The following is a 21,161-nucleotide window of genomic DNA, read 5'->3' as shown; positions in this document are numbered from 1 at the left end:
CTTTATATCATGACAAACAGAGAGTTAAGCGCTTTTTATCAGGAACAAATTTCAGAATTAACAGCTGTACTGGCATCTTTGACTAAAACCATAGAAGAACAAGCTAAAGAGTTAGCTGCTTTAAAGGCAGTACTTTTAGAGAAGGATAAAGATGCCCAGAAGTTGAAGCGATTTGCGAATATGAACCTTCCTAAAAAGACCGAAAAACGTAAATATACAGCTCCTGTTGCAGACGATAAAAAACCAGCTCCTTCCCCAAAAGAAAGAGGTAATAATGGTGCTAAACGAAAGGTTTACGATAATATTGAAGAGCTTGTAGAAGATGTACTGCCTTGCGATGCCGGCTTTGATGAAAAAGTTGCTGTTTACTTGTTTCACCGTGACGTGATAAGGTATACATATATACCACCCCGACTGATCAAACATATTTATCGCTGCAGGAAATATCGGATGGGTGATAACTTTTTTGAAGGAAAAGCTCCAGTGGCGCCATTTCAGAACTCCAACTTCGATAGCTCGATACTGGCACACCTAATTCAACAAAGATATGTGTACGGCATGCCCGTAGAACGCATTATGAAATACTTGAACGAGATGGGCATTGATATCCCCAAAGCAACTGTTCATGGCTTAATCGAAAAATCAGCGGACCTGCTTGATAGATTGATGCCACACCTTAAGAATGCTATTCTTGCAGATCCTTATATCCATTTCGATGAAACCTATCATACCGTATTAGACGGCGATAAAGGAAGTCGAAAAGGTTACTTTTGGAGTGCTTTATCCCATCAAAATAATTTGATTCAGTTCATTTATGAAAATGGATCAAGAGCCAAAAAGGTATTTACAAACTACCTGTCCGGAGATTATAAAGGAGCCGTTCAGACTGATGGTTACAGCTCGTACAAAGTACTTGAAGGGTGGAATTATCCAAAAGCAATGCGATTAGGTTGTATTCAACATTGCAAACGAAAATTTATAGAGATTCAAGAACAACCAAAAGCACAAAATATTATTGACCTGTACAACCAGTTTTACATGATCAGAAAAAAGAAACCAAAAGAAAAATGGAAAGAAGAATCCTTGAAAGTTTACACCGATTTAGAAAAAAAACTCAGGACTATTGATCGAGACCCTGAAATACTACCCAACCATATTTTAAATAAAGCCACTGCATACTGTCTCAACGAACTGGAATCGATTTACAATATTATAATATCTACAGATTACGATTTGGATAATAATAGGATTGAACGACCGATGCGTTACATTAGCATTAGTCGTCGCAATTCGCTTTTCTGTGGCTCTAATGCTGGAGCTGCCAGAACTGCGAAACTATATTCTCTGGCTATTTCATGCAGACTGAACAATGTGAATACCTTTTCTTATTTCAAAGATGTGATACAGCACCTGGCAGAACACCAAACCATGACCAACGAACAAATGAGAAACTTGCTTCCTGATAAGTGGGCTGAGTAATATCTGATATTTTAATACCCCGTCAATTTGAACCAAAATTTGACGGGGTGTTTTTTTTTGACGGAGTGGCGACGCGGAGACGCTTACCTTGATTTTATTATTTTCCTTATTTGAAGAATATGAACAAGCAAGTAATAATTGAATTATTAAAATTGATGTAAGTATTTTGAAATGTTGAATCATAGTGTTCTTGTAATAATCAATTTGAAAATATTACACCTACTTTACCTCCTTATATTTCTTTGGATACTCGTAAAAAGCCAACTTGCCTGTTCTAGCTTCAATATCAGACCATTTGTCTATTTGGAAATCGATACCAATTACTGTGCAGGTTGGAACATTGTGATAGAACTCTTCGGTTAGGTTAAAGGCTAAATATTCAATGCTGGGGTTGTGCCCAACCACCATAACTGTTTCATTTTCTTTTCCCAGTTTATCGAGTAAGCCTAGAAATTCGTGAGTGGTGAAACCATCGTATAAATCGTCATTCTGTTCAATTTTATCAATTGGGTATTGCAACACATCTGCAAAAAGCAAAGCAGTCTCAATAGCCCTGTTAGCCGGACTCGAAATCATCAAATCAGGAATGATATTCTTTAAAAACAGCTTGTTGGCAATCAATTTGGAATCATTTATTCCTCTGTTAACCAAGCTGCGCTGATAGTCTGAAATGTCGTATCGAATAACTTCTGTTTTAGCATGTCTTACAAGAATAAGTTGTTTCATTGGGTTTTAGTTTGGGTTAGAACAATACAAATTTACACGGAATCTTTTGCGGCCCGGTTTTTTCTCGATTTGCTCGCTGTTTCTTTTTTGTTTAAGTATGCGAAAATTTCCTTCTGCGATTGAATTTTCTTTACTTTTCCATTGATTGGAATGGGCAGGTTATTCAACTTTCCGTCTAATATTCGGGCACTAACATTATCATTAAGCTGTATGTTTAAGATATCAATCAATTCTTTTTTTATTTTCTTATCCTGAATCGGGAAAGCACATTCAATTCGTCGGTGCAAATTCCGATTCATCCAATCGGCCGAAGACAGGTACAGAAGTTCTTCTCCTAAATTGTGAAAATAAAAGATTCTTCCGTGCTCCAGAAATTGATCGACAATACGAATAATCCGAATGTTTTTTGCGTATGTTTTGTTTGGTTTTAGACAACAAATTCCGCGAATAATAAGATCAATTTTCACCCCGTTTTCACTGGCTTCATATAATTTTGTGATCATGTCGCGTTCCTGAAGGCCATTCATTTTCAGAATAATATATCCTTTGTGTCCTTTTTTTACATTTTGAATTTCCTGATCAATTAATTCAATTAAGCTTCTTCTCAAATTAAATCGGCCAACCAAAAGTTTTCGGAACTCATATCCCTCGGTTTGATTTTCAAGATAATCGAAGAGCTGTTTCAACTCAGTAATAATTACTTCATTTGAAGTTAGTAAACCATGGTCGGAATAAATTTTGGCTGTTTTTTCGTTGAAATTTCCGGTACTTAAAAAGGCATAATCTTTTTTATCTCCTTTACGCAATACCAAAGCTAGTTTTGCATGAACTTTCAGGCCGGGAATACTGTCAATAATCTTTACGCCGGCTTTTCGCATCTCATTTGCCGATCTAAGATTGGCTTCTTCATCAAAGCGCGCTTTTACTTCAACAAAGACAGTCACTTTTTTACCGTTTAATGCTGCGTTAATTAATGCATTTACAACGGCCGAATTATCAGCAACCCGATATTGGGTCGCTTTAATTTCTACAACTTTCGGGTCAACTGCCGCTTCGTTTAAAAAGCGAATTACATATTCGTACGACTGATAAGGAAAATGAAGAATCTGATCTTTTAGCCGAATGGTTTTAAAAACAGATTTATTGCCCTGCAAATCATCCACCTTTAAGGGGTGAAACGATTCGGGTTCCAGTTCAGGATATTTTGGATTTGGAAAACCGAAAAAATCCTGAAAATTATGATATCGGGCTCCTTTCACCATGTCATTGTTTTGCAGGTTAAAAGAGTCTTTTAAAAATTTCAGAAAATCCTTAGGGATCGATGCATCATATAAAAAACGCGAAGGAGAACCTGTTTCCCGTTTTTTTAAACTGTTCTCGATCATTTTAATTAAATCGCCCGAATACTCATCTTCAATCAGTAAATCCGCATCGCGGCTAAGCTTAAAACTGTAGCTGGAATCGATCTTGTAACCGGGAAACAAGAGTTTCATCCTCAATTTAATGATGTCGTCTAAAAACATGATGAAGTGCTTGCCATCCCTATCAGGCAATTCAATAAAGCGTGGAAAACGATGACTCGGAACTTTTATAATCGCATATCTGGAACGACGGGATTTGGGAATACCTTCTTCCTCTTCTTTTTTTCTTTTTTTAAACAATTTAACCGCAATATAAATCACGTTATTTTGAAGAAAAGGCTGAATCTGCTTTTTTAATAATAGTATGGGTTGAACATGAGGCAACAAATTATCAAGAAAAAAATCTTTTACGAACTGATGATGTTCTTCGCATAGGGATTGGTCCCGAATCAGAATAATATCTTCCTCTTCCAATGCCGGAATAATTTCCTGCGTAAAAATGTTCCCAAATTCATTCTGCTGACGATCAACTTCAGCATTGATATTTTTTAATATTGCATCAGGATTCTCTCTCAAAATATCTTTGTCTTCGGCAGGCAATTCGGTAAACCGTTTGTAGGTGCCCAAGCGTACCCTATAAAATTCATCGAGGTTTGAAGAATATATAGCTAAAAATTTAATTCTCTCGTATAATGGCAATCTTGTATTCGAAGCCTCTTGTAGTACTCTTTTATTGAAGGATAACCAACTTAAATCTCTATTTAAGAACTGATATTTTTGCATATGATGATTGACTATGGACTGTTTAACTAGTAAGATAAAATTAATCAATTTTTTGTTTCCACAGCAATCAATCTCAGCTAATACAAGGAGATTTTGAAGAATTGGGTGCTTTTTGTATGCTAAAGGCAGTTCGGGTTTACTAACTTTTAGTTGTTGAAATTTTTACATTGGCATAGCTCAGGTTCTTGAAGAAATTGGAATAGGCATCGTCCTTTTTAATCGACATTTTATGCTTTATACCATTTGTAAATTCAAAGGCTAATTTGGCATTCGTTCTCGATTCTCTAATGCGGATCATTTTTATCTCTCGGAATGTGAACTCCTTGCCATCCATTGCTTTAACCTCTTTATATTTGAAAATTGTGACAATCGTAAGACCTAGGCTGATTATTAGGATCGATAAGAAAAAAATCATTTCGTAATTTGCCTCATCTTTGTATGCACTGTAAAGATTTAGCGAATTTGATACGATTAATATTGGAATAAGAATAACAGGTACAGCAAAACTAAAAAGATTCTTTTGAAAACTTAGTTTGGTGTAAGAGAAAAAAATATGACCGTTAAATGAGAACTTTGCTTTTACGGACTGATGATTAGTGGTGTTCATTCTTCTGCCTGATTATGAAACGTAATTGGTTTTTGTGTTATGTTCATGTAAATATATAAAAATTTTACAATATGGAATTAGTTATAGTGTGTTTTGTATTTATTTCGTATCCGTCTCCACAATAGCGCATATGGATTTTCGATAAGATTTTAGATTTTTACATTCTTAAAATTCACATAAAAAGGATGTACTATGATTTTCAATTTCACGGCAACGACACGTTTTTATTTTTTTCGCGAACCAGTTGATATGCGTAAGGGAATCCATTCGCTTTATCATCTGGTAAAGACTTTAGGTAAAAAGGATGCACTAAATGGCGATGGTTATGTTTTTGTTGGTAGCACGCGTAAATCAATTAAGGTTTTACGATGGCAAAAAGAAGGATTTGTTCTTTACAACAAGAAGCTTGAATTGGGCTGCTATACTCTGCCACAACAAGTTGGCGATGCACCTTTCTTTGAGGTAGAAAGTACTATTCTTGATCAAATCGTCAACTCAATAAAACACAAAAGCAATTCGAACGAACTTCGCTTAAAAGCCATGATAACGGCTTGATACAGAGCGTAAAAGGTGCAAAAATAGTGTGTGTTTTGCATGGTGAAACCCTACTATTTTTGTATCTTTATATCATGACAAACAGAGAGTTAAGCGCTTTTTATCAGGAACAAATTTCAGAATTAACAGCTGTACTGGCATCTTTGACTAAAACCATAGAAGAACAAGCTAAAGAGTTAGCTGCTTTAAAGGCAGTACTTTTAGAGAAGGATAAAGATGCCCAGAAGTTGAAGCGATTTGCGAATATGAACCTTCCTAAAAAGACCGAAAAACGTAAATATACAGCTCCTGTTGCAGACGATAAAAAACCAGCTCCTTCCCCAAAAGAAAGAGGTAATAATGGTGCTAAACGAAAGGTTTACGATAATATTGAAGAGCTTGTAGAAGATGTACTGCCTTGCGATGCCGGCTTTGATGAAAAAGTTGCTGTTTACTTGTTTCACCGTGACGTGATAAGGTATACATATATACCACCCCGACTGATCAAACATATTTATCGCTGCAGGAAATATCGGATGGGTGATAACTTTTTTGAAGGAAAAGCTCCAGTGGCGCCATTTCAGAACTCCAACTTCGATAGCTCGATACTGGCACACCTAATTCAACAAAGATATGTGTACGGCATGCCCGTAGAACGCATTATGAAATACTTGAACGAGATGGGCATTGATATCCCCAAAGCAACTGTTCATGGCTTAATCGAAAAATCAGCGGACCTGCTTGATAGATTGATGCCACACCTTAAGAATGCTATTCTTGCAGATCCTTATATCCATTTCGATGAAACCTATCATACCGTATTAGACGGCGATAAAGGAAGTCGAAAAGGTTACTTTTGGAGTGCTTTATCCCATCAAAATAATTTGATTCAGTTCATTTATGAAAATGGATCAAGAGCCAAAAAGGTATTTACAAACTACCTGTCCGGAGATTATAAAGGAGCCGTTCAGACTGATGGTTACAGCTCGTACAAAGTACTTGAAGGGTGGAATTATCCAAAAGCAATGCGATTAGGTTGTATTCAACATTGCAAACGAAAATTTATAGAGATTCAAGAACAACCAAAAGCACAAAATATTATTGACCTGTACAACCAGTTTTACATGATCAGAAAAAAGAAACCAAAAGAAAAATGGAAAGAAGAATCCTTGAAAGTTTACACCGATTTAGAAAAAAAACTCAGGACTATTGATCGAGACCCTGAAATACTACCCAACCATATTTTAAATAAAGCCACTGCATACTGTCTCAACGAACTGGAATCGATTTACAATATTATAATATCTACAGATTACGATTTGGATAATAATAGGATTGAACGACCGATGCGTTACATTAGCATTAGTCGTCGCAATTCGCTTTTCTGTGGCTCTAATGCTGGAGCTGCCAGAACTGCGAAACTATATTCTCTGGCTATTTCATGCAGACTGAACAATGTGAATACCTTTTCTTATTTCAAAGATGTGATACAGCACCTGGCAGAACACCAAACCATGACCAACGAACAAATGAGAAACTTGCTTCCTGATAAGTGGGCTGAGTAATATCTGATATTTTAATACCCCGTCAATTTGAACCAAAATTTGACGGGGTGTTTTTTTTTGACGGAGTGGCGACGCGGAGACGCTTACTTTATTTCTGATTGTTTGTTTTTTTTAATGTTACATGCAAACTATCTGATTATTAGAAGATACATTTTTTTGTGGGTTTTCTCAAACTAAATTTTGTGGAGAAGAGTTAAGGATCCTTTTTAGGTTGATTGTAACAATGGTGTTGAATTTTGATTGGAAGGATACTTAAATAAACTGGTCTTGTTTGTTTAACCAATGATTTACTTAATATAATAATACAAAATCCCCAAAAGCCTGTATATTTGTAGTAACGATAAATCAAAAAAAAAAATGAAATGAAAGACGGAACAAAGAGGGCAGATATTCATCCAGGACTTGAGGTTCGAATTGTGCTGAAAGCAGATCAGCGGTCAGGAAAGTTGACAGAGGGGACTGTAAAAAAGTTATTAACCAATTCGCATTTACATCCGCATGGCATAAAGGTAATGCTTGAAGATGGGCAGGTTGGCCGTGTAAAGGAAATAATAGAATAGCAATATTATAATATTAGAGGTGCAGCGTGCTGCACCTCTAATGAATTTAAGTTCTACAAATTAAATCGTTTCAGGAATTTTGTTTTCTGTGAACGGGGACAGATAATATATGAATAAGGATTTTTCTTTAACGGATCTTTAAATTCACGTTTGTCTTCTTTGGTTTCGTGCAATATGGTATTAAATTCCTCGTTCGATGATCTTACAAACATCACTCCATGGTGATATTCGAAAAAGAACCATGTAGATTTATCAATTTCAAGATACATAGTAAGACGGTTACCACTTCGTTTTTTGTCCAGTTCAATTTTACCTTTTATGCTTTTATTGATTTGTTTGTCGTTAATATTTCCAATCCCAATCTCTCCAATTGATTGATATGCCTTGGCTTCTTTGTCCCATATAAAATCGAGATTATTGAAATACAGGGTATGCAAAAGTTCATTGGGCAGGGTTTTAAAAGTGCCGTTGTCGTCCATTTCCCGCACGGCTAATTCGGCTCTTTTGCGCCCCATTATTTCAGCCAGTTTTCTGGTGTAGTTCTGTTTGTTGATGTTCGTGTGTTTTAAATTTGCCTGCGTAAATGCTGTTTCCATAATCTTCATGGCCTGATCGTTCATAAAGAAATCAACACCAAAAATTAAGTCAAGGGTCACAAGATCACTCGACAAATCGTGTTCGATAGCTCCGGCTGAAATCTGTTTTATTTGTCCCAATTCGGCACCTAAATTAATTAAACCTTCTCCTCTCATATTACAATTGCCAGGATAGAAAGAAAGGATATTTCCGGTTGCGTCCATATCTTGTAATTTGTCTTTCGGTGCAATTTGATAGGCCTGCAAATTTGGCTTGTAGGTAAGAAATCCTCTGGCTTCCAATAGCACGTTGTCCGTGTAAAATATTCTACGAGATAAAAACGATGAATAGATATGAATGGAATCATTCGTTAAGAAAAAACTATTGTAAAGCATCAGGCTTTCATCATCGGTTACGTGCAAATCAACAGGGATGTAAATTTCTTTCGGATCAATCTGTGAATTGAAATCAAGCCATTTGTCGCCAATACTTTCGCATTTGTTATGAATTTTGGTCTGACCATGAAAGAAAAGTGATTTCTCGCGTGCTTCTAACCTAACTTTTCCTTTGTAATCAAAATCGGGACTTAAGCTAAACGATTTTTCTTCCGGTAAATTTCCCATGGCAATGGTTTGTCCGAGGCTGTCCACATCTATTACATCAAAAAACAGTTCCTGCTCATTTTCTTCGGCATCTAAATAAGTGTAACTACCCGATCCGGAATAGGAGGTTTTGCTATGAACATTTATGGCAGCATTAAAAATGTTGTGAAATGAATTAAGAGTGTCGGCAAGTACTGTCGAGTTACGAAGCGTTTGCATCTGTCCTTCCTCTTCAATGTTCACATCACCTTTATCAGGATAAATTTTTGCATCAGCAACGGCCAGATCTTTTACAAATTGTGCTTTAATCGTATGATCAATGGAACTGTATTTGGCCAATGGGGTGAAAAAGCTAAGGGAATCCTGTTTTAAACTTGTCGAAATAAATTCGTTATAGGCTGTTTTAGGTAAGCTTTCCATTTTATCCTGATCCCACAAAGAGGCAAGTGTATTTTCATCCTCGTTTCCGAATAAAAGCTCCTGTTGATCCATTTCCCAACCAAAACTATTGATGTAGGCCATGTATTTGTTCGATGGAAACTCACTGTTGCTTCCTCCTGTTGTGCTTGTAAATTGTCCGGTTCTGTTGATAAAGTCGATATGTGCTCTAACATCTTTACTTTCGAAGGCATAACTTTCCGAATCTGTATTCTTCAGCTTAAAAACAGCTGTATCAGCAACAATGGTTTTAGGCGTGTAGGTAAAATAATCCGATTGAAGTTCTGCATTAACCAATTCCATGTCGCCAACTCCTGTAATTTCTGTTGGAGTAATTTTCAGCGTTCCGGCAAGGGTTGCCAGCTTTTTATACATGTCGATAGGTAAGGCCGTACTCTTCACGTAAAGTTCTTCTTTGTACGGATACCATGTTGCAAAAATTTTCTCGCCGTTTACCTCAGGATTGTTCATATGCGAAGCAAGTTCCTTTAATTCAAAACTTTCGGCCTGAGTGGTCATAATTTCCGGTCTGAATACTAATTTTTCAGATTTTGTAATAGAGGTAAGGTAGTTTAGTGTTCCATCACCAATTAATCCTTCGTTAGAAAGGTGTATGGTATCAGTAAAAGTTCCTTTCCCATAAACTGGCAATCCTTCTTTAGGTGTTATGTGGTAGAATCCCAGCGAATTATCTTCATTAATACTTAGAGTTTCTCTAAATGTTGGGAATATGCTGTCGGAAACAAAAGTTCCTTTTAACGAAATGTCTTCCTTTTTAAAGTCGTTTATATTGTTGATTGTGTATGGATCAACCTTGAAATAGAATTCTTCCTTTTTATAAGCTCCATCCTGAATTTTTTTGCTGTCGTAGTACACAAAACAAGAATCAGAACTATTAAAAATCGGATACTCTGCGTAGTTTTTCAATCCCGACTTGTTGTTGGGATCATCAATTAATAGATTTCCTGTTATTTTTTCCAATACACTTCCCAATTGTGTTGTGTATCTTCTGCCATAGTTAGAAAGTGAGTCAGTTACAATGTTTATTTGCAGAGAGTCAATCAGGTCGAGGTCAATTTTGAACTTTTCGTAAGAGAAATTAAAATCTTTCCCGTACATATCCAGTAATCCGGCCATTATTTTTCCGTCGAACTGGAAGTCACGATTCTTTTTAAGGGTTATTTTCTGATGCTTGGGAAAGATTACCACATTTTGCGAATCACTTACAGCAATGTGTTTTACACCGTTAATATCCAAATTGTAACTTCCCATTCGAAGAGTAGCATCATCTTCATTATTTTCTGTTTGCGTGGTGAAACGAATTACATCGTAATCCTGTCGTCCCATTCCCGATTTAATGTAATCGGTAAGTCGTTGCTGTAATGTAACTTCATCGGTGTTTCTATTGTAGATTACAAAGCCTTGAAACGATAAGCCAATAATTTGCTGGCGCACATGGTTAACCGGTTTTTTAATGAAGTTGGCATATTCCATTGCGGTAAATGTTTCTACGTAAGAATAATCGGCATATTTACGCAGTAAAACCAGCGGATTCTCCTGATCCATGCCCTGAATTTTCATGAATCGGTTGAGACTAAAATAATTCATGGACTCAAAGTGTGCCTGACGACTGGTAGCGCCTTTCATACTTCCAAAGTGCATTAAATTTTCATCCATATTCCATATCAACATTCCAAAATCCATAATCAGATTGTGATAGGTGTTGAAGTAGGGACTCAAGGCAATTCCTTCTCCTTCTCGGATTAAATTGACTTCTTTTTTGTCTGGGTAGTATTGAAACAACAATCCGGGGTGATAAATTTGACAGGTATCGATCAGGATTTCAATCTCGGTATCTTTTCCAACAACACGATTGTTGTTAAATGAGAAATGTTCCGATCGTGCCCTTAAAAATAAAGTGTCATGTCTGGATAACTCTATTACAGATGGGATTTCGGGACTTCCTTTTCCCAAAAATTTTGCCCCGTGAATGGCAACACCTCCTTTGTAATTAAGATTTTCGAATAGATTTTTAATCTCGATTTCTTTCTCGAAGGATTCAAAACGAGGATAAATTGCCAAAGATGGATCTTTCACCGAGTTCATCTTTTCAGAAAGACTGCCCTCAATTTTATGATCAAACAGTTCCTTGTTGTAATAGCTGACGGTGTCAACCTGGAAAGATGATTTTTGGGTGTCAACAGTGTAAGAATCAAATACAGCGTATTCTTCAGTATCGCTTTTCCCGGCTCTGGTCCATGTTACTTTTCCTTTTTTTCCTATCCAAATCTTTTCAAAAGGATGATAAATTCCACTTGTGCTGTAAATGCATGAACTGTCTCGTTGTGCGATGCAATATAGGTCTGCCTGATCGAACTGGATGCATAGTACTTTATCGAATAGAAACTTGAATTTTGCATTCTCACATTTCCATTTGGTAGCGTAGGATTCATTTATTATTGTATCCTTTAAAAGGTTTTGTGTTTGAATTAGAAAGTCTTGTGTTGCACTTAACTTATTCTTTTTATCACTGATCTGATGAATTAACCCCTTCTCCCAATTGGAGTAATCTTTTTCGTCACGATTTTGTTGCTGAAACAACATTAGTGTTTCGAAATAGTTATAAAAATCCGGAAAAGATCTGGCCTTTTTGGCAAGGAAAATATCACATATCCGGTAGATGTTCTGTCGTCTGTCTCTTGTCATTTCCGGCGAAAACCAGAAAGTCGGGAATTGCTCTTTAAACTCTTTGCTTTCTTTTTTTTTGGTTGGATGATCCATGAACTTCAAAAATTCATCTTGAAAAATGATCGAGTCGTGGGAAAATGACTTGATACTTTGTGCTAAAATGGATTGGGTTGAAATTACTATTCCAAAAAAAAGAATAACGGGGAAGAGAAGCTTATTCATTGTAAATGAAGTTTCGGATATGGATATATTTGCAAAGGCAATTTAACAAATTTGATGGGATCTGGAAAGTAAAACGCCGGTTCTCTGTCTTCTTTATAGAATAGCAGATACCGGCAAAAATAGTGTGTTTTACTTTTTTATGAAACGAACAGCAACCCAATTCAGATCCACTTTGTGGCTGATGTATTCCATGTTGTTTTTTTCAGCTTCCTCTTTAATGTATTTTAAATCTTCGGTATAGAATCCACTCATCACCAATTCTCCGTTTTGCGGAAGACAGGTAACGTAATGTTTCATGTCATTAAGCAAGATATTTCTGTTAATGTTGGCCAAAACAACATCATATTGTTTTCCTTCCAATAAAGTGGCATCACCCAAAAAAACGGATACATTATCAGCCTTATTGTTTTTGATATTTTCCAGTGAGTTGGTATAAGGCCATTCGTCGATGTCAATTGCATCTACTTTTTCAGCGTTTCGTTTCGATGCCAAAATTGCAAGCAGACTGGTACCACAGCCCATATCCAAGACTGATTTTCCGTCCAGATCCAATTCAAGAATACTCTGAACCATTAACGAAGTGGTAGAGTGGTGTCCTGTTCCAAACGACATTTTTGGATCAATTACAATATCGTAAGGAACTTTTGGAGTGTCGGTATGGAAAGAGGCTCTGATCACTACCTGATCTGAGATGATAACCGGACTGAAATTGGATTCCCAAAGCGCATTCCAATCCTGAGATTCAATTGTTTTGTTCGAGTAGCTCAATTTAAAAGGAGCATTCGGCAACTGATTAATGCTAAGTTGCTCTACCTCTTTCATATCAAACAGAGGCGCCTGTATGTATGCTTCAACAGCATCTTCACTTTGTGTAAAACTCTCGTAATCCAATTCGCCAAGTTCTGCAATTAATATTTCTGCAATTTCTTCCGAGAAAGGTTGGATCTGACATTTCAGTTCGATATAATCCATTTTATTTGTCTAATAATATAAGGCAACAAGTTAATTTAATCCTGATCAAAAAACAAAAGCCGACACAAGTGTATCGGCTTTAATTATATGTGTTTACGCTATTAAAAAGCGGTAATAATTCCCATGAAATCTTCTGCATTAAGAGAAGCTCCGCCAATTAAACCTCCGTCTACATCAGGGTTTTCGAATAATTCTTTAGCATTGGAAGGTTTACAACTTCCTCCGTAAAGGATAGATGTATTGTCTGCAACTTCTTGTCCGTATTGAGCAACCAAAGTCTGACGGATAAATGCGTGCATTTCCTGTGCCTGAGCTGAAGAAGCAGTTACACCTGTTCCAATAGCCCAAACTGGTTCGTAAGCCAAAACAATTTTTCCAAATTCTTCTGCTGATAAATGGAATAATCCTTCTGCAATCTGGCTTTTTACAACATCAAAATGCTTTTCTGACTGACGTTCTTCCAAAACCTCACCAAAACAGAAAATTGGAGTTAAACCGTTAGCAAGACTTAGAGCTACCTTTTTAACTAACTTCTCACTGGTTTCGCCATAGTATTCTCTGCGTTCCGAATGACCTAGAATTACGTATTTACTGCCGGTTGATTTAATCATCGAAGCCGAAATCTCTCCGGTATAAGCTCCGCTAACTTCATCTGCACAGTTTTGAGCAGCAACACCAATTTTACCACTAACAAGTTTATTTACTTCAGTTAGGTGAATAAAAGGAGTACCAATAACAACATCTACACCATTAAGCTCAGTCTTTTCAACTAAATCATTGATTTGTCCCGCCAATACAATACCTTCTTCAAGTGTATTGTTCATTTTCCAGTTTCCTGCAACAATTTTCTTTCTCATAATCGTAATCTGTTTTTTGCTTCTGCAAATCGAATTCTTATCAAACAGAAAAGAACAAGAAGCAATAGCAAAGTTGATGTAATACTAATAATTAATAGATTGATATTTAGTGTTTGATGTTTTGTAATAGAGTAGGCCGCAAGATCACCTTGAAGTTGATTTGCTTCAGGAAAATCTCTAAAATGCCATTTGTCAAGAATAGTTCCTTTTTTAAGTAAAAGCAAACCTGGATTCGAACGAATGATTGTTTTTAATTGAATTTCATCGTTATTGTAAAATTCAAAGGGCAATTCATTAGTAGTTTTAAAGTTTTGCATAGCATCTTCACCCGAAGCAGTCAGGCCAATAAACTGTATGTTGTTTTCAAGAGCGTAAAATGCAAGTTCTTTAATTTTTAGTAAAGCACTTTCGTTGATTTCACTAAGATTTTTCGAAACCAAAAGGAATGTATATCCATTGTCGGATAAAACCATATTGGTAATGTCTCCTTCTGTCTCATTCGAGATTGAAAAATCATGAATCGGAGGAGTGTATCCTTCTTTTATTTTTATTTGTTCAGAATCTACATATTTCCAGGTTGTATCCTGCCAGGGATAATTGGTTTCGTCAAACTCCTTTACTACGCCATTTTTTTCATATTTAAAAAGACTTCGGTATTCGTCAGCAGGAGCTCCTTCCGGAATTTTCATTCCATCAGAAATATTGGCGCCAATATGATACGGTCTAAAATCGATAAGAGGCAAATGACGATATGAGTAGGTTGAGATCCATATGGAAACAGCAAGGGCGAATCCAACCAGTAAATTTTGTTCCCAAACCGGATGCTGATTTTCATCTTTTTTCCTCCTCAAAAAGATCACTAAAGTGAAAGCAAGAATTACAATGTTTTTCCAGAAAGTTTCCCAATTGCTAAGAACCAACGCATCTCCAAAACATCCGCAGTCGGTTACCGGATTACTAATTGCTAAAACAAATGTAAGAGGTGTGAAAAAAAGCATAAACAGGAGTGCCAACCATGCAGTAATATTTTTTCTACTGTTGAAAATCAAGGCCATTCCAACGGTAAATTCGAGAGCAGATAAAAGAATTGCAAGAGGAAATGCAGTCTCCTTTAAAGCATCCATGCCAAAGGCCAAAAAATAATCTGTGAATTTGAAGGTTGATCCCATTGGGTCAACAGCTTTTACAAATCCGGAGAAGATAAAAATTAGACCAACAAAAAGACGACTAACAAATTGTAATATTCTCATAATTCAGCAATCTTATCAGGCGTTTTCGAACTCAATTTTAATTAAACCAAAAACTGCATAGTTAATCATATCGAAATAGTTGGCATCAATACCTTCCGATATTAATGTTTTTCCCCGAAGATCTTCAATTTGTTTGGTTCTGTTAATTTTCATCAGGATCAAGTCGGTATAAGAGCTTACCCTCATACTTCGCCATGCTTCATCATAATCGTGATTTTTGGCTTCCATTAATTCTTTAGCCTCAGCAAAATATTTTGAATACAACTCAAGAGCTTTTTCATTAGGGAGTTCATTTTCTGAGGGGCCAAGTTTCAGTTGTATAATACCCATGACGGCATAGTTTACAATTCCGATAAACTCATCCCGAATATTATCCTCGATCTTGCTTACTCCTTTGGTCTCAAGACTTCTTATTCGCTGTGCTTTAATGTATATTTGATCGGTTATGGAACTTGGGCGAAGAATTCTCCAGGCGGTTCCGTAATCGTGCATTTTTTTTGTGAAGATATCCGTACAGATTTTAATAATCGAATTGTACTGTTGGTCTGTTTTATTCATAATTAGTGTTAGAAATTTCCTTTGTAAAAGTAAGAAAATAGCTTAAGACATGGTATTTTATTTTACTTTTGCTTCGAAATTTGTTCAAAAAAAACGGTGATGCAAAATTACAAAACAAATTGTTTTAACAGCGATAATCTTTCTATTAAGTGCGGGGATCGGTCAATAAATTTTGAAAAGCCTTTGGTTATGGGGATTCTGAATCTGACTCCCGACTCATTTTATGATGGAGGTTCTTATCTTAATAAAGCAGCCATTTTGAAACGAAGCGAGCAAATTCTGTCCGAAGGAGCTGAAATTATTGATCTTGGGGCTTACTCTACTCGTCCTGGTGCTGCAGATGTTTCAGCTGAGCAGGAAATTCTCAGATTGATTCCGGCAGTAGAATGTATTCGAAAGGAATTCCCCGATGCGATATTATCTATCGATACATTTAGAGCCGAAGTAGCTAAAAGAATTGTCGCCGATTTTGGAGCCTGCATTATTAATGATATCTCAGGAGGAACCATGGATGATAAAATGTTCTCGGTTATTGGCGAATTAAAAGTTCCATATATCATGATGCATATCAAGGGAACGCCCCAAACAATGCAGCAAAATCCGGTTTATCATCATTTAATGAATGACATGCTTGCTTTTTTTCGATTGCAGATTAAAAGACTGAATGAATTTGGAGCCAAAGATATTATTATTGATCCCGGATTTGGATTTGGGAAAACATTGGATCACAATTATGAAATTATAGCTAATTTACAGGAATTTAATCAGCTTGACTTGCCAATATTGATTGGAGTGTCTCGTAAGTCGATGATTTATAAATTTTTAGGTGGGGATCCATCTACGAGTTTAAATGGCACTACTGCGTTGAATATGATGGCATTGGATCAGGGAGCAAATATTCTAAGAGTACACGATGTGAAAGAAGCTGTTGAATGCGTAAAGCTGTATTCAAAGATCAAATCCTCATTGCAGTAATATGTCCAATAAAATTGTAATTTTGTTAACATACTGAATTTAATAGAAAAGAATGACCACAGCATTTATTACACTTGGACTTTTTGATATTCTTGATATATTACTTGTAGCCTTCCTGCTTTACCAGATTTACATGTTAATTAAGGGGACTGTTGCCATCAACATATTTGTTGGGTTGTCTCTTTTTTACCTAATGTGGTTGTTGGTTCGGGCACTTAACATGGAATTGTTAAGTGGTATTCTTGGTCAGTTTATGGGGGTTGGTGTAATTGCATTAATTGTTGTATTTCAACCAGAAATCAGGAGATTTTTTCTTTTACTTGGAACTAAATACAACTTAAGTCAAAAATTTACATTGAATAATTGGTTCGCTCTTGATGAAAGAGGAATTCCGGATATTGAAATCAGATCAGTCGTTAGCGCATGTGAACACATGTCAAAAACGAAAACGGGTGCTCTGATTGTAATCGCAAAAAACATGGATTTGCAAAGTTATGCAGATACAGGACAAATTTTAAAAGCAAGAGTATCTAAAAACCTCTTGGAAACCATATTTTTTAAGAATTCACCTCTTCATGATGGTGCTGTGATTTGGTCAAATAGCAGAATACTTGCTGCACGCTGCATATTGCCTGTTACGGATGATACGAATATTCCGGGCAGCCTCGGATTAAGACATCGGGCGGCGATTGGAATGACTCAGGCGACCGACTCTCATGTAATTACGGTTTCCGAGGAAACTGGAAATATCTCCTATATTATGGGAGGAAATATTAAGGTAAGGATTACGACAAACGAATTACGAACATTTTTGGAAGGCGATTTTTCAAGTTTTATCATTTAAAACCAAAGAAATGAAAATTGGAATTACCGGAGGATCTGGTTTGATTGGTACTCATCTAACAGAAAAATTGGCAGGAGATTTAAATGCTGATATTCTTTTGATTCCAAGAAAACTTCTTTATGGTAATGTTCAGGATCTTTCCGAATTTATTAAGTATTGTGAAGTCATAATTCACCTTTCCGGCGCCCCTGTACTTTGCAGGTGGAATTCCAAAAATAAACAGGTTCTGCGCAATAGCCGGATTACTACAACTAAAAATCTTAATTGTGCTATTGCTTTGATGGAAATTAAACCAAAGCTATTCATTTCAACTTCAGCAGTTGGTATTTACGACAACAAACATACACACAACGAGTATAGTAAAAATTTTTCGGATGATTTCTTGGGTGAACTTTGTATTGATTGGGAAAATGCTGCTAATGAGATAAAAAGGCAAGGTGTTCGAACTGTTATTTTTAGATTAGGTGTTGTTTTGAGCGACAAAGGAGGAGCTTTCGCAAAAGTTCTGCCTATTTTTCGCTATGCCTTAGGCGGTAAATTGGGAAATGGAAGTCAGGCATTTCCGTTTATTCATATAAAAGATCTTATGAATGCCTATTCTTATGTTATTTTAAATAAGGAAATGGAAGGGGCTTACAATTTAATTGCACCTGAATTAATTACGAATCGGGACTATACCAAAGCACTTAGTGCTTTTTTAAATAGACCTGCATTTTTCCATGTTCCTGTATTAATTCTCAGAGTCCTTTTTGGGGAAGGTGCAAATGTTCTTCTTTCAGGCCAGCGAGTTGTGCCTGAACGTCTTTTAAATGCTGGGTTTCAGTTTGTTTTTCAAACTTTACGTGCGACTCTTAATTCATTTTCAAGTCATAAATCATCAAATTCTTAATAGCCGTTTTCGGATAGTTAGTCGCTGTTATATGTATTCCTAAGGAAATTAAGTTACCTTTTATCATAAAGGGGTTGATTTTGTGATGCATTAGTTTTAATTTTGATTAAACAACCTTAGTATGAAATAAATAGTGCCCTGTAAGGGTATTTTTTTTCTTTTTAAAGTGTGTAAACCACTAACTCGAAACCTATGGAATTGGATTTTACTCCCCAATTATTGATTGTTGATGACCGTGCTGAAAACTTGGAATTACTAAAAGCCTTGTTAGGGAAGTTACATGTTGGTTTAGAGTTAATTCAATCACCAATAAAAGCTTTACAGGATATCGAGAATAAGGAGTATGCTCTTATCATTCTCGACGTTCAAATGCCACAGATGGATGGGTTTTTACTTGCTCAAAAAATTAGAAGTGGTTATGTGAATAAATCAACTCCGATTATTTTTTTAACAGCAATATTTTTGGATAAACAAAGTGAATCAAAGGCTTATGAATGCGGTGGTGTTGATTTTATTATGAAACCATTTGATAATACGATCTTAATTAATAAGATCAATATCTTTTTGGAACTATATAAAAACCGGAGATTGATTGAATCTCAGAATAAGAAGTTGACTGTAGCTCTTAACGAGAAGGATTTGTTGGAGGGACGTTTACGAAACCTTGCATCCAATTACCGATCTATTTTGGAAGGACAATCGGAACTCATTTTGAAAATGGATAGTCTCCATAGGGTGGAATTTGCGAACAAGGCATTTACAGATTTTTTCAATTATACCTTGGATGGAATTTCCAGAGATTCTTTGGCTTCTGTTAATTTAGTTTTGCAGGAGCAATTGACTCAAGGAATTAAGAAGCTGAATGGCAAGAATAAATTCACAACTTTTGAAGGTCATATCGTCAATTCTGCTGGAAATAATGTTTGCCTGGAATGGACTGTTTTTAAGGAGATAGAATTTGATGATACGCACTATTTGGCAATTGGCCGTGATGTTTCGGAACGGAAACAATTAAAAGATACATTAGTTAAGAAAGAAAGTGTTTTAAGAAAGATTCAAAAGAAAGCCAAAATAGGAAGTTTTGAATGGGATTCCTATTCTAAAATTATTCGTGGTTCAGATGAATTTTTACGACTCTATGATATTTCTTCAATTGATAAAGAAAATATTTTTGAGGAAATTAAGTTGAAAACCCATATTGATGATAAGGAGGCAATTGAACGCATGCTTTTAAATCTTCCTGAAAAAAATCAAAAAATTGAATTTGAACATCGATATATTTATAACAGCGGAGAGGTTAAACATTTCAAAATTGAGATGTACAGTGAATACCGTGAAGCAGAGGACATATTTCATCTGTATGGTCTTGTTTCGGATATTTCTCAGAAGAAAGCTTTGGAGTTGACATTTAAAGAGAGTTTAAGTCTTGAAAATGATGCGTACAGTGACAAGGCCATTTTTGAGTTGAATGCAAAAAATCAAATCAGCTATTTGAATGATTACGCATGTAAATTCCTGGAGTGTAAAGCGCTAAAAGACTCTAAGGGAATGGAATTTACACAGTTTTTTAAGGGGGAGGACACTAAGAGAATTAAGAAGATATTGAATCTGTCGAGTTCTAAAAAAGGCTTTGTGTTTGAATTATTGTCAATTGTTACCAAAAAACATTCACTGAAACGAATTGTTTTAGCAGCTCATTCAACCTTGGTAAATAATGAAAAAGGTGTGCGTGGCATAATGATGGAAATAGTTACAAATGGTGAAGTTGAAAATAATTCTTTTGATTATAAGGATATTATAACCGGTTTGAAGCGACAGGAGCAGGAATTTGAAGATAAAACCAATAAGCTAAAAGAGAAAGTTGAACAAGAGCTTAGAATCAATGATTTTCATCGTCAGTTATTATTGAAGAAATCGGAGCTTGAATCCCTTGGAAAAATGGCAGGCTCAATGGTGAATGAGATCAATCAGCCCTTAACTGGAATTTCGATGATTATGGATAATATTCTTTTGCGTTTATCGACGAATAATATTGACGAGGGGTACATCCGGGAAAAATGTTCGCAGGTATTTGCAGACATCGACCGCATCAAGAAGTATTTGTCTCAAATTGGCATTTATAACTCTTCTCAAAAGGAAAATACGCAGGAGCTAATTGATGTGAAAAGTCTAGTTCATGATTCTTTAAACCTGATTAAGAAACAATATAAGACACGAACTGTTGAGGTTTCGTTTGATGCATGTTCTGATGATTTATACGTAACAGGTAATAAGTATAAGTTTCAGAAGGTTATTGTTGATATATTAAACAATGCTTACGAATCTATTGAGTACAAACAACAATCTTCAGATGCAAAGAAAAAAGTTGAATGGATAAAAATTACTGCTGAATTAGTGGATAAAACTGTAGTAATAGCAATTAAAGATAATGGCTGTGGAATCGATCCGGATAACCTCAATTATATTTTCGAACCATTTTTTACGACCAAACAATCAGGTATTGGCTCAGGACTCGGGTTGTATATTAGCAAAGGAATTGTGCAGAAGATGAATGGGCAAATTTCAGTTAGCAGTAAAAAGAACGAATTCACGGAAATGAAATTGATATTGCCTTTTGAATTCGAGAATTCAAAAAAAGCAATCAAATTTGAAAATAATTAATCATCAGTAAAGTC

At 35.9% G+C, this 21,161-nt stretch carries 17 protein-coding genes; 9 read left to right on the top strand and 8 right to left on the bottom strand.

The genetic code is table 11. The features are described from left to right. The first annotated feature begins 9 nt into the window (after positions 1 to 9). On the top strand, positions 10 to 1,479 hold the full coding sequence (gene tnpC / locus ACHZAX_RS12400) for an IS66 family transposase (RefSeq protein WP_320019331.1): 1,470 nt from the start codon (positions 10 to 12) through the stop codon (positions 1,477 to 1,479). A gap of 219 nt (positions 1,480 to 1,698) precedes the next feature. Here tnpC (ACHZAX_RS12400) and ACHZAX_RS12395 read toward each other — a convergent pair whose 3' ends face one another. From ACHZAX_RS12395 to ACHZAX_RS12385, 3 genes are all read right to left on the bottom strand, one after another. Continuing rightward, on the bottom strand, positions 1,699 to 2,205 hold the full coding sequence (locus tag ACHZAX_RS12395) for a SixA phosphatase family protein (RefSeq protein ID WP_320019335.1): 507 nt from the start codon (positions 2,203 to 2,205) through the stop codon (positions 1,699 to 1,701). Between the two features lie 32 nt (positions 2,206 to 2,237). Beyond that, entirely contained in the window at positions 2,238 to 4,349 is a 2,112-nt protein-coding gene (ppk1, locus tag ACHZAX_RS12390) for a polyphosphate kinase 1 (RefSeq protein WP_320019334.1), read from the bottom strand. Positions 4,350 to 4,488: 139 nt separating this feature from the next. Next, complete coding sequence (locus ACHZAX_RS12385; protein ID WP_320019333.1) at positions 4,489 to 4,956, bottom strand: hypothetical protein; 468 nt, start codon at positions 4,954 to 4,956, stop codon at positions 4,489 to 4,491. A gap of 192 nt (positions 4,957 to 5,148) precedes the next feature. Here ACHZAX_RS12385 and tnpB point away from each other — a divergent pair, with 192 nt between their 5' ends. The 3 genes from tnpB to ACHZAX_RS12370 all read left to right on the top strand — a co-directional run bounded on the left by tnpB (position 5,149) and on the right by ACHZAX_RS12370 (position 7,615). Next, positions 5,149 to 5,511: an IS66 family insertion sequence element accessory protein TnpB gene (gene tnpB / locus ACHZAX_RS12380; protein WP_320019332.1), complete on the top strand. Its 363-nt coding sequence runs from the start codon at positions 5,149 to 5,151 to the stop codon at positions 5,509 to 5,511. A gap of 74 nt (positions 5,512 to 5,585) precedes the next feature. Next, on the top strand, positions 5,586 to 7,055 hold the full coding sequence (gene tnpC, locus ACHZAX_RS12375; protein WP_320019331.1) for an IS66 family transposase: 1,470 nt from the start codon (positions 5,586 to 5,588) through the stop codon (positions 7,053 to 7,055). A 362-nt stretch (positions 7,056 to 7,417) separates the two neighbouring features. Continuing rightward, complete coding sequence (locus ACHZAX_RS12370) at positions 7,418 to 7,615, top strand: YwbE family protein (RefSeq protein ID WP_101308308.1); 198 nt, start codon at positions 7,418 to 7,420, stop codon at positions 7,613 to 7,615. A gap of 53 nt (positions 7,616 to 7,668) precedes the next feature. On the opposite strand, the gene ACHZAX_RS12365 is transcribed toward ACHZAX_RS12370, so the two are convergent. Continuing rightward, positions 7,669 to 12,012 carry a hypothetical protein gene (locus ACHZAX_RS12365; RefSeq protein ID WP_320019330.1) on the bottom strand — a complete coding sequence of 1,448 codons (4,344 nt, stop codon included), beginning with the start codon at positions 12,010 to 12,012 and terminating at the stop codon, positions 7,669 to 7,671. 25 nt (positions 12,013 to 12,037) lie between these two features. Between ACHZAX_RS12365 and ACHZAX_RS12360 the strand changes: the two genes are divergently transcribed. After that, complete coding sequence (locus ACHZAX_RS12360) at positions 12,038 to 12,187, top strand: hypothetical protein (RefSeq protein WP_320019329.1); 150 nt, start codon at positions 12,038 to 12,040, stop codon at positions 12,185 to 12,187. A gap of 83 nt (positions 12,188 to 12,270) precedes the next feature. On the opposite strand, the gene prmA is transcribed toward ACHZAX_RS12360, so the two are convergent. The 4 genes from prmA to ACHZAX_RS12340 form a co-directional block, all read right to left on the bottom strand. Beyond that, the gene (gene prmA, locus ACHZAX_RS12355; RefSeq protein WP_320019328.1) at positions 12,271 to 13,113 is read right to left on the bottom strand and encodes a 50S ribosomal protein L11 methyltransferase; all 843 of its coding nucleotides are present in this window, start codon (positions 13,111 to 13,113) and stop codon (positions 12,271 to 12,273) included. Positions 13,114 to 13,214: 101 nt separating this feature from the next. Continuing rightward, on the bottom strand, positions 13,215 to 13,970 hold the full coding sequence (gene tpiA / locus ACHZAX_RS12350) for a triose-phosphate isomerase (protein ID WP_101308305.1): 756 nt from the start codon (positions 13,968 to 13,970) through the stop codon (positions 13,215 to 13,217). Continuing rightward, positions 13,967 to 15,220, bottom strand: coding sequence for a BT_3928 family protein (locus tag ACHZAX_RS12345; RefSeq protein WP_320019327.1), 1,254 nt, complete (start codon positions 15,218 to 15,220; stop codon positions 13,967 to 13,969). The genes tpiA and ACHZAX_RS12345 overlap by 4 nt, the downstream gene beginning before the upstream one ends. A gap of 15 nt (positions 15,221 to 15,235) precedes the next feature. Beyond that, positions 15,236 to 15,778: a DUF1599 domain-containing protein gene (locus tag ACHZAX_RS12340; RefSeq protein ID WP_101308303.1), complete on the bottom strand. Its 543-nt coding sequence runs from the start codon at positions 15,776 to 15,778 to the stop codon at positions 15,236 to 15,238. Between the two features lie 99 nt (positions 15,779 to 15,877). Here ACHZAX_RS12340 and folP point away from each other — a divergent pair, with 99 nt between their 5' ends. The 4 genes from folP (at position 15,878) to ACHZAX_RS12320 (ending at position 21,147) form a co-directional block, all read left to right on the top strand. Beyond that, positions 15,878 to 16,753: a dihydropteroate synthase gene (folP, locus tag ACHZAX_RS12335; protein WP_320019326.1), complete on the top strand. Its 876-nt coding sequence runs from the start codon at positions 15,878 to 15,880 to the stop codon at positions 16,751 to 16,753. A gap of 52 nt (positions 16,754 to 16,805) precedes the next feature. Then, positions 16,806 to 17,597, top strand: coding sequence for a diadenylate cyclase CdaA (gene cdaA / locus ACHZAX_RS12330; RefSeq protein WP_101308301.1), 792 nt, complete (start codon positions 16,806 to 16,808; stop codon positions 17,595 to 17,597). A 10-nt stretch (positions 17,598 to 17,607) separates the two neighbouring features. Then, complete coding sequence (locus tag ACHZAX_RS12325) at positions 17,608 to 18,486, top strand: TIGR01777 family oxidoreductase (protein ID WP_320019325.1); 879 nt, start codon at positions 17,608 to 17,610, stop codon at positions 18,484 to 18,486. 192 nt (positions 18,487 to 18,678) lie between these two features. Further along, complete coding sequence (locus ACHZAX_RS12320) at positions 18,679 to 21,147, top strand: response regulator (RefSeq protein ID WP_320019324.1); 2,469 nt, start codon at positions 18,679 to 18,681, stop codon at positions 21,145 to 21,147. Positions 21,148 to 21,161: the final 14 nt, after the last annotated feature.

Origin of the sequence: Labilibaculum manganireducens (genome assembly GCF_963665805.2) — a bacterium.
Lineage (GTDB): Bacteria > Bacteroidota > Bacteroidia > Bacteroidales > Marinifilaceae > Labilibaculum > Labilibaculum manganireducens.
The sequence above is the reverse complement of the archived record's forward strand: the minus strand, read 5'-3'. Positions and strand labels throughout refer to the sequence as shown.

Excerpts from the sequence above, each read along its gene's own strand:
- tpiA (WP_101308305.1), bottom strand. The coding sequence starts at position 13,970 with ATGAGAAAGAAAATTGTTGCAGGAAACTGGAAAATGAACAATACACTT.
- ACHZAX_RS12360 (WP_320019329.1), top strand. The coding sequence starts at position 12,038 with ATGATCGAGTCGTGGGAAAATGACTTGATACTTTGTGCTAAAATGGAT.
- ACHZAX_RS12320 (WP_320019324.1), top strand. The coding sequence starts at position 18,679 with ATGGAATTGGATTTTACTCCCCAATTATTGATTGTTGATGACCGTGCT.
- ACHZAX_RS12370 (WP_101308308.1), top strand. The coding sequence starts at position 7,418 with ATGAAAGACGGAACAAAGAGGGCAGATATTCATCCAGGACTTGAGGTT.
- tnpC (WP_320019331.1), top strand. The coding sequence starts at position 10 with ATGACAAACAGAGAGTTAAGCGCTTTTTATCAGGAACAAATTTCAGAA.
- ACHZAX_RS12345 (WP_320019327.1), bottom strand. The coding sequence starts at position 15,220 with ATGAGAATATTACAATTTGTTAGTCGTCTTTTTGTTGGTCTAATTTTT.
- tnpC (WP_320019331.1), top strand. The coding sequence starts at position 5,586 with ATGACAAACAGAGAGTTAAGCGCTTTTTATCAGGAACAAATTTCAGAA.
- ACHZAX_RS12385 (WP_320019333.1), bottom strand. The coding sequence starts at position 4,956 with ATGAACACCACTAATCATCAGTCCGTAAAAGCAAAGTTCTCATTTAAC.
- ppk1 (WP_320019334.1), bottom strand. The coding sequence starts at position 4,349 with ATGCAAAAATATCAGTTCTTAAATAGAGATTTAAGTTGGTTATCCTTC.
- ACHZAX_RS12395 (WP_320019335.1), bottom strand. The coding sequence starts at position 2,205 with ATGAAACAACTTATTCTTGTAAGACATGCTAAAACAGAAGTTATTCGA.
- ACHZAX_RS12325 (WP_320019325.1), top strand. The coding sequence starts at position 17,608 with ATGAAAATTGGAATTACCGGAGGATCTGGTTTGATTGGTACTCATCTA.
- ACHZAX_RS12340 (WP_101308303.1), bottom strand. The coding sequence starts at position 15,778 with ATGAATAAAACAGACCAACAGTACAATTCGATTATTAAAATCTGTACG.
- ACHZAX_RS12365 (WP_320019330.1), bottom strand. The coding sequence starts at position 12,012 with ATGGATCATCCAACCAAAAAAAAAGAAAGCAAAGAGTTTAAAGAGCAA.
- cdaA (WP_101308301.1), top strand. The coding sequence starts at position 16,806 with ATGACCACAGCATTTATTACACTTGGACTTTTTGATATTCTTGATATA.
- tnpB (WP_320019332.1), top strand. The coding sequence starts at position 5,149 with ATGATTTTCAATTTCACGGCAACGACACGTTTTTATTTTTTTCGCGAA.
- prmA (WP_320019328.1), bottom strand. The coding sequence starts at position 13,113 with ATGGATTATATCGAACTGAAATGTCAGATCCAACCTTTCTCGGAAGAA.
- folP (WP_320019326.1), top strand. The coding sequence starts at position 15,878 with ATGCAAAATTACAAAACAAATTGTTTTAACAGCGATAATCTTTCTATT.